Raw genomic sequence first — 15,296 nt, forward strand, 5'->3', positions numbered from 1 at the left:
ACCTCGATTCCTAGGGCGCGGTGAGGTCGAAGCCGATGTACTCGGCGGCGTCCTCGGGGCTGGCGAACAACATGGTCCTGTCGTCGAGATGCACCATGCGTCCGTAGTGGGTCGAGCTGATCTCCTCGAAGATCGATCCGTCGAACTCGCTGCCGAGGGCCTCGGTGAGCTCGTCGTAGTCGAACTCGAGCAACCTGGTGCCGTCGACGCGGATCATCGACGGGTACTCCGTCAGTTCCACTCCCTCCTTCGCACCCATGACGTCGGCGACGACGCGGCCGATCGGAGTGTTCATGAGCGTCACTCCGCACTTGTTGGAGAATTCGGTGGAGGATCCGAAATTCATGCTCACTGGTCCAACTCCTTCGGTGCTTCCAGGCCGATCTCCTCGAGCAGGGACCGGAACTTGGACTGGGCGGTTTCGAGGCTCGAGGCGAAGGTGATCGCCTTGTCGGACGGCTGCGACCAGATCGGCTGCAACGCCCGTGCCGCGTCGATGCACCGCGGCACCCACGTGCTCATCCACGACGAGAACAGTTCCTTGTTGGATTCACCGAATTCCTCGTCGCGCGTGAGCATTCGGTACAGAGCCCGGGTGTACGAGAGGTCGCGGTCGTAGTCGTGTTCGCCGGTGCCGACGATCGTCGGGGTGATGTAGTCGCCGTTGCGGGCGGCGATCTGCATGATCAACTCGGTGCGGAAGAGCGATCCCACCAGCTGCTCGAAGACGATGTTGGTGGCGAAGAGCAGTTCGCACCAGTCGCCCACTGCCGTCAGGCGTTCGACCACTTCGCGGGTGGGCTGCCATTCGGGGGCGGACTGCCAGACCTCCTTGTGGGCCGATCCGTCGAACGGCACACCGGATTCGGAGAGGTCGAGATTGAACAGCGCCAGGTCCTGCGCGAACCGCAGCTTGTGTGCCGCGTTGACCGCCACCGCGGTGTTGATCATGTTGGTCGGTCCCGACCGCTGGATCGACGTGAACACGTGCAGACCGAGACCGTTCTCGGCGTGCATCCACGCACCGAGGTTCCGGGCGATGAACGTGAGCCAGGGGGTGTTCCACACCTCGTACGCGCGTGCCCGCTTCGCGTTCTTCAGGCACAGGTCCACCTGCCGGACGACCGCCGCGTTGTTGCGGTAGATCGACTGGTCCCACTCCTCGTTCGGATCCCGGAACTGGTGCCAGTCCGATGATTTCGCGACCGTCCATTCCTTCGGGTAGCCTCCGGGGCCGTTGCCGAATCCGTAGATCCAGCCCTGGCTCAGGTGCCGCTCGGGGTCGGGTTGCACGTCGACGGTGACGTCCTCGTAGGTCGTCGCCCGCAGCTTCGCCGGCTTGTAGTAGTTGTAGGTGCGGCTCTTCGAACTCGGGAACTCCAGTGCGCCGGCCTCGGCATCGGTGAACTCGATGCGCGGGAAACTGCGCCTCTGGGGCTCTGCAGTGGCGGTCATCTGTGGATTCTCCTGTCGCTGGGACGAAGTGGGGAGCTTCGATCACTCGAAGGTCGGGCTGGTGAACTTGTCGTAGAAGATCTGGTCCTTCGGGACGTTCCTGCTCTCGAGGAGCTCGAGGGTGGCATCCACCATCGGGGGCGGGCCGCACAGATACGTCTCGCACCGGTGGAGTTCGGTCTCGTGCGCACCGACCACGTCCGGAACCATGCCCGTCTCCACCCCGGTGAGATCGTCGGGAAGGCAGTCCGCGCTCTCCGACAAGCATGGCACGAAGACGAAGTCCCGTAAGCTTTTCGAGAATTCTCGTATCTCGTCGAGGTAGAACAGGTCGGCGGCGGTGCGGGCGCCGTAGTAGAAGCGCACCGGGCGCGGATCGGAGGTCTCGCTCATGTGCCGCAACAGCGACAGGATGGGCGCCATCCCGGCCCCGCCACCGATGCAGACGATGGGCAGCACGTGACCGTCCTTGAGCGTCGACGATCCGTACGGACCCGTCAGTGCCAGTTCGTCTCCCACGTGCAGACCGTCGTCGAGCAGGCCCGAGAAGACACCGCCGGGATACTTCTTGATGAGGAACTGCACCCGATCGGTGGTCGCCGGGGTGGTGGCCATGGAGAACGACCGGTGATCCTCGGTTCCGGGGATGGTGATGTCGGCGTACTGGCCGGCCTTGAACTCGAAGACCTCCGGTTCGATCGGCCGGACCTCGAGCGCGACGATGTCCCGGGTGACCGGTTCGATCGAGACCACCTCGGTCCGGACGTTCTGGATCGGCACGCCGCCGAGCAATTCGTCCTCGTCGAAGTTGAGCAGTTCGATGGTGCAGTCGCTGAACGAATGCGAGCGGCAGAGCAGGACGTATCCCTCCTCGACCTCGGCGTCGTTGCAGGCGAAGGTGGAGTAGCGGTCCATCTGGATGTCGCCGTCGAGGACGTAGGACTTGCAGGCCGAGCATTGCCCCTCACGACATCCGTGCATCAGGTGGATGCCCTGCCGGAAGGCCGCGTCGAGGATCTTCTCGTCCTCGGCGACGTCCATTTCGATGTCGACGGGTTCGAAGTGGATGCGGTGGGTGTCGGCCACTGGAACCTCCTGTACTTCGGTAGGGGGACCCGGCCGGCGCGGATGCAGGGGGTGTGACCGCGCCGGCCGGACCGGGGTGTGTCAGAGCGGAGTGGCACCGGCGCGGTACTCTGCGACGTGTGCTTCCCGTTCCGCGTCCGACATCTGGTTCAGCAGCACGTTCGGGCTCTGGAAGGTGTTGCCCCGCACGTCGTCCAGGGTCCACATCTTCTTCGGGTCGAGATCGAGGTGCGGCTGGCCGATGAGGGTCTTCCCGTCGTCGCGGACGTAACCGAGGTCCTGGACGATGTCGGCGAGATCCTTGTCGTGGTGCAGCGTCTCCCATTCACGGAAACCGGTGAGGCGACCCATGTTCGGGGTCTCGCGGCCCTCGTACTCGCCGCGGAAGGCGACCGCGTCGGTCCAGTAGCACGGCTCCGAGCAGTAGGTGCGCCACTGGTCGTCGACCTTCTCGACCACCATGTCCTCGCGGACGAGGCACGGCACCATGCACGTCCAGCACCGGTGGGGGTACTGGTATCCCACGTCCTCGAAGGCGATCGGCTTGTTGCGTCCGGGATGGGCGAGACGGTTGTAGTTCTCCCACCACTTGCCGAACTTCGAGTACCAGCCGGGATACTTCTCCTCGAACCATTCGAAGTCGGCGTCGGTCATCGCGTCGATCCGCCAGTAGTTCACCGGCCAGCCGGTCGCGAAGAAGCGTGCCACCTCGTGCACGTAGCTCTTCTCGGTGATGCGCTTCCACGCCTCCTCGACGAGATCGTGCGGGATGGTGAGCCCGTACTTCTCGAGCGGGAGCAGGTAGCTGCGGTAGTAGTCGTCGTAGATCCACCGCCGCCACATCTCGGCGTACGATTCGCGGTCCTTCCGGCGGTCCTTCGTGCCGTACTCGATGAAGGTGCCGATCGCGGCGTCGACGACGCAGTGGTTGTTCCACCACGCGTACCGCAGGTCGCGTTCGAGGAGCGGACGGTTGCGTTCGTCGGCGAGGGCCATCAGCAGGATCGAGTAGCCGTTGGAGATGTGCCGGGACTCGTCCGACTGCACGGAGTGGAAGACCGTGGGCAGCAGGTAGTCGCCGTTGGCGGCGGCCTCGTCGGGCATCGCGACGAAAAGCGTGTTGGTGAAGGCGGTCTCGGCGACCACCGTCAGGTAGATGTTCGCGGCGGTGATGGCGTCGCCGGTGATGAATCCTTCACCGAACTGCCGGCCGATGGTGCCCGCGTAGTTGTTCGCGAACGCCTTCTCCGTGATGTCGAAGCCGGCCGGGTCGATGTAGTTGTTCATGTACAGCTTCTTGAGGTTCATTTGAATCGTCGAGTGACGAACCTCGTCGATCATCTGCACCGCGAGCCCGTTGTGGATCTCGGGATTGGGCACGGCGTCGATGGCCATGGGCATCGCGCGGGCCGCGGAGATCTCGGGGAACGGGATGATCGACAGGAACAACTTCTGCCATTCGAGCCAGCGTTGCTGGACCTGGCGGAACATGTTGCCGCGGATGGCGCCGTCCATGGCGCCGTAGACGCGGTTGTCCTTCTCCTCCTCCATCGGGAAGTACGACCGCATGATCTGCTTGAGCGGATCCTTCTTCGGGGCCTTCTCGAAGGTGTAGTCGGTGCCGAAGCGGGTCGCGGGTGTCGCGAAGGTGGGTTCCCACGACAGTTCGGTGATCTTCGCATGCGCCTTGGTGAGGCTCTGCCTGCTCAATGTGTGCCTCCTGGATCGGGAGCCGGCTGGCGCCGGCCGTCGGGAGATCGGGGGTGATGTCGATACAACCCCGGAAGAAACACACAATCTGTCTCATTCTGAGACGTGGATCACAGTTTGAAGCGTTAAAGTTGCGTTCGAAACATTCCGAAGAGCGACCCGCGCGACCGACAATCGGGAGATCGACGGTGAGTGCAGACAGACCGGGTGCTGCGTCGAAACGCGCAGCATCCCGAGACGAAGCCGGAGGTAGTGCGATCGCACCGGGCGATATCGGTCGGATGAGGCACTGGCTGCGCGTGTCGTGGTTGCGATCGGCGCAGGCGAACGTCGACACCGACCAGCCGGGCGCCGACTACGTCGACCCGGACACGGTGGACACCGTGCTCACCCGCGCTGCGGCGCCGGTGCTGGATGCGATGGCCCAGGAGATCGACAGCGAACCCGTCTCGCTCATCCTCACCGACGCCTCCGGAACCGTGCTGCGCCGGCACCTCGGAGACCCCGGTCTCGCCGCTGCGCTCGACAGCGTCCATCTCGCCCCCGGGTTCCGGTACGCCGAGACGAGCGTCGGCACGAACGGCATCGGCACCTCCCTCGAGGTGGGCGCACCCCTGCTCATCCGCGGCGACGAGCACTACAACGGACGTCTACGCCGGTTCTCGTGTGCGGGCGCTCCGGTGACCCATCCGGTGACCGGGGCGGTGCTCGGCGCCGTGGACCTGACCACCCTGGCGGAGAACACCAATGCGCTGCTGCTGTCGTTCGCGAAGATGGTCGCGCAGCGGATCCGGGAACAGATCCTCGAGGAGGCCGGCGAGCTCGACCGCGCGCTGCTGCGCGACTACCACCTCGCCTGCCAGCATTCGGGCCGACCGGTCATCGCGATCGGCGACGAAGTGCTCATGATGAACGACCTCACGCAGCGCGTGTTCGATTCGCGTGACCAGGCGGCCATCATCGACCGCACCCGCGACTCGCGGGGCAGGTCCGAACCGTTCACGCTCCTCGCCGACCTGCCGAGCGGCGTCACCGCACGGTTGTCCTACCGGCCCACCTTCGTCGACGACAGGCTCGCAGGCGGGATCGTGCACATCAAGGAACAGGTGAGCCGCGGGAGGGCACGGACGGCCGGTCGCGGTGGCGCTCCGGTTCTGCGGTCCGTCGTCGGTACGAGCGCCACGTGGACGCGCGCCGTCGAGGAGGTGTTCGACGCCTGTGCGCGGACCGAGTGGATCGTCGTCGACGGCGAGCCGGGCTCCGGAAGGTCGGCCCTGGTCCGTGCGGTGCACGAATACGCCAGGAGCGGGCGCCTTCTCGTCTCGGCGGATGCGTCGACGGTGAGCGTCGACGAGCTCCTCGAGCGGATCGCGGCGGCGGTGGACGAGGGAGCGGATCTGCTGATCCGCCGCGTCGACGGACTCGACGGCGACACCCTCGATGCGGTGAGCGATCTCCTGCTCGATGCGGCGTCGAAATCCATTGCGGACGATTCCTGGGTGACGGTCACGATGGATTCGACCGACGGCCTGCCCGATACGCATCCGCTGTTGCGGTTGTTCCCCAAGACCGTGCCGGTGCCCCCGTTGCGCCACCACGTCGACGATCTGCCCGAACTGTCCCGCTTCCTGCTCGATTCGATGGGTGCCGAGAACCTGACGTTGTCCCGCGCCGCGGCGAACCAGCTCGCGCGACTGTCGTGGCAGGGCAACGTGACACATCTTCGAACGGTGCTCGAGGACATCTTCAGGCGCCGACGGTCCGGCACGATCGAGCTCGACGATCTGCCCGCGGAGTGCCGGTCGGCCACCCGCCGGCGCCTGACGAGAATCGAATCGCTCGAACGCGACGCGGTGGTCGACGCCCTCGCGCTCCACAACGGCGACAAGGCCGCCGCGGCACATGCTCTGGGGATGTCGCGCGCGACGATCTACCGCAAGATCCGCGAGTACGGAATCGAATTCGGCCGCGCTTCGAAACGGGAGCGGACGACACGTCAACGACGTTCCGACAGCCGCTCGTAGGACACCCGCCACGCCCATTCGACCGGACCCTGACGGAATCGGCCGAGCCACCACCGGGATCCGACCACCATCACCGCTCCCACCGCAACGTACACCGCAATCGTGAACGGGACCCGCATGTCGGCGTCCACGGTCTTCGCCAGGCCGAATCCCCAGTCGTAACAGAGCACCGACGCGACGATGTTCTGCAGGATGTAGCAACTCAGCGCGGTCCGCCCGATGCGTTCACAGGCGGTACCGACCGTGCCGGTCGTGGACCTGCCGATGTAGAAATGGGCGATCCACGCCAGCAGGCCGAGCGCGACGAACGGTGCGATGCCGTAGCGCGCTGCGAATACACCTGCGGCACCACCGAACAGACCTGCGGCGAGATCGAGAGGCGCCGCGATCGCGCCGACCACCATCAGCCGTCGGCGCAGCACCGCACCTCTGCTGTCGAACAGACCGGTCGAATACAGTGCGGCACCGGTCAGGAACAGCGCGACCGTCATCGGGATCACGAAGATCACCTCGGCGCGGAACGCAGCGGCGTTGTCCACGCGGAAGACGACCATGTCCCACCAGGTGGCGGTGGTCAACTCGGGGGTCTCCGGATTCGGCGGTGAACCGGCGAGCGCCACGACGAGCGCGGTCACGGCCAGCGCGTGCACAGCGACGGCCGCACCCGCGACCCACAACCGCACACGACCGGAGGAGATCACGAGCCCGCACACGAGCATGGACGTCAGTGCATATCCCATGAGGATGTCGAACTCGGCGACGAGCAGGTAGTGCACGAGCCCGTCGACGAGGAGCAGGGCGGCGCGTACCCGGTAGCCGCCGGGCCACGGCCGCCCCGCTCGCTGTGCGGAGGCCGCCTGCACGGCCAGGCCGATCCCGAACATCAGCGTGAGTAGCCCGAGGAACTTCCCCTGTGTGAGCTGCATGAGGATGCGTTGCGGCCACGGATCGGTGCCGACCGAGGCGAGATAGCCGACGATGCCGGCGGGATCGGTGAAGATCCAGACATTGGCGGCGAAGGTGCCGAGGATGGCGATTCCCCGGGCCACGTCGAGGGCGAGGATGCGTCGCTGTCGCGTCGTCGGATCGGTGACCGTCATGGTCCTCACCATGCGACGCGGAGGGTGCGGTGCGCGTCGGCCGACCGGGGGATGGCGGGTCCTCCATGCGGGTGACCCGGCGCTCGGTGGTCTCCCCGAGAGCATGGAGCGGCGAGGTGGAACAGAGCAAGAACTGTCGGGTCCCGTGGGCCTCGGTGATGTGAGCATGGAGTCATGCACGAAACCCCCACCGAACTCGCCGAACTCCAGGTGCTCCTCGACACGTCGCTGTCCCGGTCCACATCCCATCTGAGGTCGATCGTCGACGCGTCGCGGACCCTCACGGCCGAGCAGCTCGTCGAGGTGCTCACGGGCATGTGCGTCCTCTCGCTGGCGACGGTCACCGCCGGCGGTGAACCGCGCATCAGCGGTGTGGACGGACACTTCCTGCACGGCAAGTGGTACTTCGGCACGGCCCCCAACGCCGCCAAGGCCCGGCATCTCGCCGCACGTCCCGCAGTCAGCGCGGCGCACATACGCGGGGAGGACCTCGGCGTGTTCACGCACGGTCACGTGGAGATTCTCAACCCGTGCGGCGGTGAGCCGGCCGACGACTGGCCCGAACTACTCGCCTACCTTCAGTCGTTCTACGGCGGGGACGCGTTCGACTGGGACGAGGAGGTGGTCTACTACCGCCTGGATCCGCATTGGATGACCGTGTACGCGCCCGATTTCACGGCGCTCGTCGACCGGCGCTGACCCCGTCGTCCGAGGATTGGATCACTCCGGGAGCGAGCTCCCACCCAGCGCGCCGCGCAGATGCTCGGTCTCGGTGGGCAGGCTGTCGGGAACGAACGTCCACCGGCCTCCCGTCCACGGATCGGCCAGCTCCCCGTCGACGGGGAGCTTCTGCGCCTCGTCCCACAGCATCTCCGCGACCTGATCGTCCGATGGATCGCCCGCGAGGACGACCGAGACCCGACCGGCACTGCCGGTACGCGCGATCCGGACGATCTCGATCAGGTCGTCGTGGTCGTAGCCGTAGGGGAACCCGGCGAGGACCAGCAACACGGGTGAGGCGGTCTCCGCGTCGACCTGCCGGGCGAGCGCGTCGAGGTCCGCCGCGTCGGCCAGCCCTCGGAGTTTGGCGGGGACCTGTGACCGGTCGTGGACGGGTGGTCCGGCAAGTCGGGCTGCGGTGAGGGGTTCGAGTGCGGGCAGCGTCCGCCCTGGATCGACGAGGTGCAACAGGGTGTCGGGCCGGGCCGTGAGCAGCCGCACGACCACGGACGACACGACGGGACCGAGTTCGGCCGGATCACCGTCGATCCACAACGGTCGCGTGAGCGGCGCCGGCAGACACAGGGGGATGCGCAGCGGACCCAGATCGGGCGCCGTCACCTCACCCACCCGCACGCCGTCGCTCGGCAGGTGCAGGTGCATCCAGGCCGGGGAGATCCACGATGCGAGTGCGGGCGGCAACGTCGCGTCGACGGTGAGCAGCTCGGCGGCGAGCACCGCACTGTCGTCGCGGTAGCGGACCTCGGCGACACCGACGAGCTCGTCGTAGCGCTGCTGCGCACGTGCCCGGGCACGGTCGGCCTCGGGCTCCATGCGCCGGGCGGGATCGGCCACGGCTGCCGAGAGTTCGTCGTCGAAGCGGTGCTGGGCGAACTCCACACTCGACGTGTACGCGGCGGCCGACCGGGCGGCGTCCTCGAAGATCCGCCACAACACCTCGAGGGGTGAGAGGCCGATGACGGGATCGGCCCCGGGAGCGGCCACCTTCTCCGCATCGGAGGGTGACTCGACATCCACTCCGTGCGCGGTGAACATCTCGGCGAGTCCACCGGCGTATCCCTGGCCGAGGGCGCGGATCTTCCATTCGTCGTGACGACGGTAGATCTCCCAGCACAGCAGCGCCGTCTCGGTACCGACCGCCGGTTCCACGTGAAACGACGCGAGGACGGTGCCCGCCGCGTCGGACAACGAGGCCGACACGGCTGCGGGTCGCTCGCAGCCGACCGCGCACAGCACGCGTGCACCGGGACGGACCGAGTCGACGTCGACGACGATCACCTCACCCTCGAGTCGAACGCCGGGCGTGCCGGGCTGGTTGTAGAACACGACGTCGTCGGAGGACGCCACCTGCAGGCCGTCGTCCACGACGAACGCGCACACGTCGAGCGGGACGGATGCGGTCGCCGTGAAACGGGCCGTGCGGGTCGGCAGCGGGGCGTTGCGCCCCGCTGTGAAGAGCTCGCCCACCGGTCAGACGGCCAGGAACCGGCCCAATTGCGGCGCAGCCTCACCGGGATGCTTCGCCTGCATGCCCTCGCCGATGGCCTGCAGCTTCCATTCGCTGCCCTGGCGGTAGACCTTCGCCATGACCATGCCCGTGAACGGCATGCCACCCTGCAGCGTGTAGCGGGCCAGCTCGGTGTCGATCGTGCCGTCGATGAGACGGCAGAACGCATTCTTCACTTGCTCGAAGGTATGGCCCTTGTAGGAGGTGACGATGAACATCACCGTCGTGACATGGGCGGGGACCCGCGTGAGGTCGACGAGCATCACCTCGTCGTCGCCCTCACCGGCACCGGTGAGGTTGTCGCCCTGGTGCTGGACCGAACCGTCCTTCGACTGCAGCTGGCCGTAGTACACGACGTCGGCGATCTGGTTGTCGGCGAACATCACGGCCGAGGCGTCGAGGTCGATGTCGGCGGAGCGGTTGCCGAACAGGCCGCGCTTCTCCACCGGATCCCAGCCGAGCCCCATGCGCAGGAAGGTCAACGCGACGCCGCCGTCCTTGCGGAGGGTGACCTTCTGGCCCTTCACCAGGCTCACCGGGCGGTTCTTCGTGAGGCTGACCTCCGCGGGCTGTGCCGGAGAGGCAGGTTGTGCCGGAGGTGCCGGCTGCGCCGGATATGCCGGAGGTGGGGTCTGCTGCACCGGCGGAGGCGGAGTCTGCTGAACGGGCGGAGCCTGAGCGGGCGTGGGAGCGACGGGCTGCGGTGCGGCAGCAGGTTGGGCCGGTGCGTCGTCGACGCTGACGCCGTGATCGGTCACCAGCGCCGCGAATCCGCCCGCATATCCCTGGCCCACGGCGCGGACCTTCCACGCGCCCTGGCGCCGGTACAACTCCAGCGCGATCACGATGGATTCGGTGCTCAGTCCGTCGATCCGGTACTCGTACAACACCGTTCCCGCACTGTCGGACACGCGCGCGGTGGGCGGTGCGAACCGGCCGAAGTTGCTCGACGCATCGTCGAGCGTGATCACGGCGCGTACCTGATCGATGTCGGCGGGAACCTGCGCGAGCGACACGGCGAGCGAGGCTGCCTGTCCGGGCGCGCCGGATACGAGACGCACACCCGGCCCGGTGGGCTGGTTGAAGAACACGAAGTCGGCGTCGGAGCGCACCTTGCCGTCGGCCTTGACGAGCAGTGCGGACAGATCGGCGGGCGTGGTCAGCTCGAGCGAGACGACGACGTCGGACGCGGTGAGCGGTCCGTTCTGACCCTTGGAGAGCGGAGTCGGCAAGAGATGTGTCCTCACTGTGTTCGGTGACCGGGCACCTTCTACTCTACGAAGCGACCGGAAGACGAGCGGATCGGGCGAACCAGGTGAGAATCTCCTCTCCGGCGGTGACGCCCGCGGCGTCGGTCACCGAGACGGTCGGGTGGCGCCAGTCCATCAGTTCGAGTTCGCCGTGGCGAGGCCGGATCGCGGCGTCGGCGGCCTTCAGCATCTCCGCATCGAGCGCACCGTCCCCCGCGGCGAAGACGGGGGCATCCTCGGCGAGCACCCCGCGGTCGCGGAGCCGCCGGTGCACCTCGGCCACCGCGCGGCTCTTGCACACGCTGTTCGGCATCGTGTAGATCTTCCGGCCCTGCTGCGAGGCGTTCCAGCCGCGCGTCGAACACCACTCGTGCCAGTCGTCGAGGAATCCCGCCGGTTGCGCTGCGACGTCGACGACGAGATAGCAGAACAACTCGTCGGCGATGCGGAACTTCGACACCCAGTCCTCGGAGATGCGGCGACGCAGTTCGGTCGTCACCTCGTCGAGGCTCGCGCCCCCATCGCGTACCGCTGCTTCCACGGTCCTGCGCCAGTGCGGGTCGAGATGCCCGTCCTCGATGATCGACCCACCGTTGCTCGCGATGGCATACCGCCACGGACCGCCGGGGAGGTCGATGCGGCGGAACTGTTCGGGTGTGCGCGTGGTCGTCGGCACCATCGCGACCTCGTCGGCGAGCGTCCGAAGCTGTTGTGCAGCAGTGTCGGTGACGTACGACAGCGGTGCGCCCTCGTAGTACTCGACGCACAGCAGATCCCGCGTGTCGAACTGGTCGCCGGTCATCGCGGCGCGCGAATAGATGAGGGTGCGGTCGAGATCGGTGGCGACCAGGGCGGGCGCAGTGCTGGTCACGGCAGGTCCTTGATCAGGCCCATGCAGGAGTAGGCCAGGTCGGGAACCTCCTCGACGGGAACGTCGCGGGCGGCCGCGAGCATCCGGATGTGGGCGTGCTCGTCGGCGGTGATGTCGCGTACCAGAACCTTCCAGGGGACGCGGCGCAGCAACACGCGGGTGGTCTCTCCGACACCGGGTTTGACGAAGTTGACGCTCGAGATGCCGTACTGCGCCCGCACCCGTTCGACGGACGCCCAGCCGGCCCAGGTGGGGGTGCGATCGGATTCGAGCACTGTCTGCGCGGCCGATGCGACGTCGCCGCACGTGTCGAACTCTGAGGTGACGGCGTCCAGAAGATGGTTCGACACGTCGTCCGCGGCCAGCTCGGCGTAGAACTTGGCGCCGTGGAACTCCCCGGGGCCGATCAGGCTGTCGTTGAGGACCGTCCGCGAGACCAGTCCGGAGACGGTGGAGTTCAGGCAGGCCGAGGCGATGAGGAAGTCGTCGCGCGTGCCGTAGGTGCGGACGCAGTGGCCGGGGTCGGCGAGTACCGCGAGATCGTCGGACAGGACGGGACCGCCTCGCGCGGTGTATTCGGCGAGCGCAGCAGACAGTTCACGCGCGATCGCGCCCTTGCCCGTCCAGCCGTCGACGAAGACGATCGACGCGGGATCGTGCCGCGCGGTGATGTGGTCGAGGGCGGCGGAGTCGATTCCGCGGCCCCGGACGATCGACACGGCGTAGTGCGGCAGCGTCAACCCGTGGTGGTGCAGCGCCCACCGGCGGATCAGGATGCCGATCGGGGTGCCCGCCCGCGCGAGCGACACGAGGGTCAGGTCGGTTCCGCGTTCGGAGAGAAGCAGTTCGGTGACCGTGCCCACCGCGTGCGCCAACCGGCCCGCTGTGCCGGCCAGTGCCTTGTCGAACAGTTCGCGGTAGGCGGCGTCGGGCTGGTACTCGATCGGCAGGGACTCCGCGTAGTGCGCGAGACCCGCCTGGATCCGTGCCTCACGTTCGGCGATGTCGCCCTCGAGGTCGGCGTGGGAGAGGTCCTTGAGCAGCCACGTCACCTCGTCGGGCGCGTAGGAGCCGAACTCGGGTCCGGTCAGTGGCACGGTCATACGGTCTCCCTGTGGGTGCGCAGCACCGTCGGATCGGTGGCGGGCACGATCACGACGAGGACGTCCTCGCCGGCAGCGGTGAGCACGTCGAGAACGCCTCCCGGTGCGCGCAGACGGTCGGTATCGGCGGGCGAATCGATGACGAGGATCAGCTCGGCGCGGACCTCGGTCGGCGTGGGCCACTGCGCGTTGTAGAGGAAGCGCGGCACCTCGTTCTCGAACTCGCTGTCGATGTGTTCGGGGGCGGTGAAACGGAATCCGCGGCGCAACGGATATCCGTCGACGTCCATCACGTGGACGGGGGAGCGGGTCGTGGTCTGGAACCGGGCGGGGGTGCCGCGTTCGACGAGCGCCTCGGCGAGTCGCAGCGGCAGGTACATCAGTTCCTCGTGTCCGACGACGACGGCGGGACGCCGGGCATCGCGCACGTCCGCGATCGCGTCGGCGAGTGTCGACAACGCCGCGTCGAAGGCCGTCGCGTCGGCCCGCAGCATCCCGTGCCGCCCACCGTCGGGCACGTGGGACGGCCACGCCGCGTGGAGGAACCGGACGTCGCCGCGTCGATCGCCCACCGGATTGAGGAGAGGGTCGGGCAACGCCGCGACCCGCGCGACGAGATCGTCGGGGACGACGGATCGTCCGGCGGCCAGGCTCACGTGCTCGATGGTCGTGCCGAGTTCCGCCGCGACCTCCGCAGTCCGGCGGCGATCCTGCTCCGACCGCATGTCGACGAGGGAGGCGAGCACGTAACGATCACGAGGATGATCGCGGTGCAGCGCGCGGATGGCGTCGAGGGCCGTTGCACCCGTGGAGATCTCGTCGTCGACGAGGACGAGCGGCGCAGCGTTGGCGAACAGTGCGCCAGAGGTCGGCTGGAGCAGGTGGAAGGTCGCGTGCGAGTGCCCCTCCTCGAATCCGGTGAGCACCTCCGCTCCGGGAACCTGGCGTCGCGTCGAGTGCAGGTAGCATGCGGCGTCGAGGGCGTCGGCCACGCAGTGACCGAGACCCGTTGCGGTTTCGGCGAATCCCATGACGACAGCGTCGGATGTTGCATCGCCGAGGAGATCGGCGACGAGCCGGCCGAGCCGGTGACCGGCACCGCGCACCGCGGCCGGCTCGGTGGGGATGTGCTTACCGAGAACCGTGGAGACGAGCAGGTGCGCGCGTCGTGGATTGCGTCGCAGCCCCGGTCGGACGAGTTCGGGAACGGTGTAACCGCACGGCGACTCCACATGTTCGAGAGCGAAGCCGAGTTCTGCGGTGGCCCAAGGAATGTCGAGAATATCGGTCATCGGTCCACCAGCGCCGTCAGCAGGTCGACGAAGGTGATCCCCTTACGGGTGACACCGAACACCGACGCGCGCAACAGGGTCTGCTCGGCCCACGTGCGGTGGGGTCGCCGTTCGTTCATCTTGTTCCCGTATCCCGAGGCCTGCACACCGCCGGTGTCGCGATCGAGGATGTCGGTCGCATCGTGGAACTCCTCGTGGGTCACGGCCGACAAGGCATGTACCGCAGCGACATGCGACGGATGGATGACGGTCTTGCCCTGGATACCGTTGGCGCGGTCGAGGGCGATCTCGCGTAGCAGACCGTCGAGATCGCGGCTGACGAGCTGCTGACGGAACAGCACGGCGTCCTGCTCCTCGAAGGGCGTCGAACGCAGCATCGGGCGGAACATGCGTTCGTGATCGGCGAAGTACTCCCAGACGGGCCCGGTGATGACGAAACCCGTTCCGTCGGTACGCCCGAGGTGGTTGACGATGTCGGCGATCACGTCGACGACGACGCGCACGTCGTAGATCGTCAGGTCGCGGTCGCGCCGGATACCGAAGGTCGCGCACATGTCGGTCGCACCGATCCGGACGGCGAGGACACGGTGGCGATGTTCGGCGAGGATGCCGGAGATCGCACGCAATTCGCCGTCGCGGGTCTCGCGGTGGACGACCTCGGCCGACTCGATGACGGGCATCGCGTAGAGGTGACGGCCGAGCAGATCCGACGCCGCGGCCACCGCCTCGAGGAAGGCGGGCCCGGTGTGTGCGGTGAACTTGGGCACCACGAATCCGGTCAGCACGGCCTTGCCGGCGCCGAGCATCGACGCGATCCGTCCGACGCCGTCGGCCGTGCGGACACGGACGAACAACATCATCGGCGACGGTCCGTGTTCGGCGAGCGCATCGAGCGTCGCGACGGCGTTCTGCAGGCCCTGCTCGACCTCGTCGTCGGCGACGGCGTCCTCGAGGTCGAGGACCATCGACGTCACACCCTCGGTCGCACGCTTCGAGATGGTCGCGACGAGATCGCCGCGCGTCGCGGGTACGTAGAGCGTGGCGCCGAGAGCGGTCGCCAGGCGGTCGCGATCGTCGCTGTGCCCGAACGGCCCGGGACGGTGCAGGAACAACTCCTCCATCGTCGCGCCGTCGAGATGCCGAAAGTGCTGCATGGC

The 15,296-nt window shown here is 67.3% G+C and carries 13 protein-coding genes; 2 read left to right on the top strand and 11 right to left on the bottom strand.

The window, feature by feature from the left end; genetic code table 11:
- Positions 1-10: 10 nt before the first annotated feature.
- The 4 genes from mimD to ACNJ7K_RS07625 form a co-directional block, all read right to left on the bottom strand.
- On the bottom strand, positions 11-352 hold the full coding sequence (gene mimD, locus ACNJ7K_RS07610) for a propane 2-monooxygenase effector subunit MimD (RefSeq protein WP_174246967.1): 342 nt from the start codon (positions 350-352) through the stop codon (positions 11-13).
- Positions 349-1,455: an aromatic/alkene monooxygenase hydroxylase subunit beta gene (locus tag ACNJ7K_RS07615; RefSeq protein ID WP_145690506.1), complete on the bottom strand. Its 1,107-nt coding sequence runs from the start codon at positions 1,453-1,455 to the stop codon at positions 349-351. Before ACNJ7K_RS07615 ends, mimD begins: the two co-directional genes overlap by 4 nt.
- Positions 1,456-1,497: 42 nt before the next feature.
- A complete protein-coding gene (locus ACNJ7K_RS07620) occupies positions 1,498-2,541 on the bottom strand; it encodes a 2Fe-2S iron-sulfur cluster-binding protein (RefSeq protein WP_230791835.1) in 1,044 nt (347 codons plus the stop codon).
- 81 nt (positions 2,542-2,622) lie between these two features.
- Positions 2,623-4,251: a ferritin family protein gene (locus tag ACNJ7K_RS07625; protein WP_120280831.1), complete on the bottom strand. Its 1,629-nt coding sequence runs from the start codon at positions 4,249-4,251 to the stop codon at positions 2,623-2,625.
- 281 nt (positions 4,252-4,532) lie between these two features.
- Between ACNJ7K_RS07625 and ACNJ7K_RS07630 the strand changes: the two genes are divergently transcribed.
- Positions 4,533-6,275 (top strand): sigma-54-dependent Fis family transcriptional regulator, encoded by a 1,743-nt coding sequence (locus ACNJ7K_RS07630; RefSeq protein ID WP_487041434.1) that lies wholly within the window; start codon positions 4,533-4,535, stop codon positions 6,273-6,275.
- Here ACNJ7K_RS07630 and ACNJ7K_RS07635 read toward each other — a convergent pair.
- Positions 6,248-7,375, bottom strand: a complete 1,128-nt coding sequence (locus tag ACNJ7K_RS07635) for a DUF418 domain-containing protein (RefSeq protein WP_487041435.1) — start codon at positions 7,373-7,375, stop codon at positions 6,248-6,250. The genes ACNJ7K_RS07630 and ACNJ7K_RS07635 overlap by 28 nt on opposite strands.
- Before the next feature lie 174 nt (positions 7,376-7,549).
- On the opposite strand from ACNJ7K_RS07635, the gene ACNJ7K_RS07640 reads away from it, so the two are divergent.
- Positions 7,550-8,074, top strand: coding sequence for a pyridoxamine 5'-phosphate oxidase family protein (locus tag ACNJ7K_RS07640; RefSeq protein WP_487041436.1), 525 nt, complete (start codon positions 7,550-7,552; stop codon positions 8,072-8,074).
- 21 nt (positions 8,075-8,095) lie between these two features.
- Here ACNJ7K_RS07640 and ACNJ7K_RS07645 read toward each other — a convergent pair whose 3' ends face one another.
- The 6 genes from ACNJ7K_RS07645 to ACNJ7K_RS07670 form a co-directional block, all read right to left on the bottom strand.
- Positions 8,096-9,583: a TerD family protein gene (locus ACNJ7K_RS07645; RefSeq protein ID WP_487041437.1), complete on the bottom strand. Its 1,488-nt coding sequence runs from the start codon at positions 9,581-9,583 to the stop codon at positions 8,096-8,098.
- A gap of 3 nt (positions 9,584-9,586) precedes the next feature.
- Positions 9,587-10,855 carry a TerD family protein gene (locus ACNJ7K_RS07650; protein WP_487041438.1) on the bottom strand — a complete coding sequence of 423 codons (1,269 nt, stop codon included), beginning with the start codon at positions 10,853-10,855 and terminating at the stop codon, positions 9,587-9,589.
- Positions 10,856-10,898: 43 nt separating this feature from the next.
- Positions 10,899-11,675 carry an HAD family hydrolase gene (locus tag ACNJ7K_RS07655; protein WP_487041565.1) on the bottom strand — a complete coding sequence of 259 codons (777 nt, stop codon included), beginning with the start codon at positions 11,673-11,675 and terminating at the stop codon, positions 10,899-10,901.
- Positions 11,676-11,740: 65 nt separating this feature from the next.
- Entirely contained in the window at positions 11,741-12,847 is a 1,107-nt protein-coding gene (locus ACNJ7K_RS07660) for a cysteine protease StiP family protein (RefSeq protein WP_487041439.1), read from the bottom strand.
- Positions 12,844-14,139, bottom strand: coding sequence for a phosphoribosyltransferase family protein (locus ACNJ7K_RS07665; RefSeq protein WP_487041440.1), 1,296 nt, complete (start codon positions 14,137-14,139; stop codon positions 12,844-12,846). Before ACNJ7K_RS07665 ends, ACNJ7K_RS07660 begins: the two co-directional genes overlap by 4 nt.
- Positions 14,136-15,293, bottom strand: a complete 1,158-nt coding sequence (locus tag ACNJ7K_RS07670; protein WP_487041566.1) for an HpcH/HpaI aldolase/citrate lyase family protein — start codon at positions 15,291-15,293, stop codon at positions 14,136-14,138. Before ACNJ7K_RS07670 ends, ACNJ7K_RS07665 begins: the two co-directional genes overlap by 4 nt.
- Positions 15,294-15,296: the final 3 nt, after the last annotated feature.

This window comes from Rhodococcus shunpengi (assembly GCF_048381395.1).
Classification (GTDB): domain Bacteria; phylum Actinomycetota; class Actinomycetes; order Mycobacteriales; family Mycobacteriaceae; genus Rhodococcus.

Bases quoted from the DNA above. Each gene is read 5' to 3' on its own strand.
- ACNJ7K_RS07615 (WP_145690506.1), bottom strand. From the start codon at position 1,455: ATGACCGCCACTGCAGAGCCCCAGAGGCGCAGTTTCCCGCGCATCGAG.
- ACNJ7K_RS07630 (WP_487041434.1), top strand. From the start codon at position 4,533: ATGAGGCACTGGCTGCGCGTGTCGTGGTTGCGATCGGCGCAGGCGAAC.
- ACNJ7K_RS07635 (WP_487041435.1), bottom strand. From the start codon at position 7,375: ATGACGGTCACCGATCCGACGACGCGACAGCGACGCATCCTCGCCCTC.
- ACNJ7K_RS07640 (WP_487041436.1), top strand. From the start codon at position 7,550: ATGCACGAAACCCCCACCGAACTCGCCGAACTCCAGGTGCTCCTCGAC.
- ACNJ7K_RS07655 (WP_487041565.1), bottom strand. From the start codon at position 11,675: ATGACCGGCGACCAGTTCGACACGCGGGATCTGCTGTGCGTCGAGTAC.
- ACNJ7K_RS07660 (WP_487041439.1), bottom strand. From the start codon at position 12,847: ATGACCGTGCCACTGACCGGACCCGAGTTCGGCTCCTACGCGCCCGAC.
- ACNJ7K_RS07665 (WP_487041440.1), bottom strand. From the start codon at position 14,139: ATGACCGATATTCTCGACATTCCTTGGGCCACCGCAGAACTCGGCTTC.
- ACNJ7K_RS07670 (WP_487041566.1), bottom strand. From the start codon at position 15,293: ATGCAGCACTTTCGGCATCTCGACGGCGCGACGATGGAGGAGTTGTTC.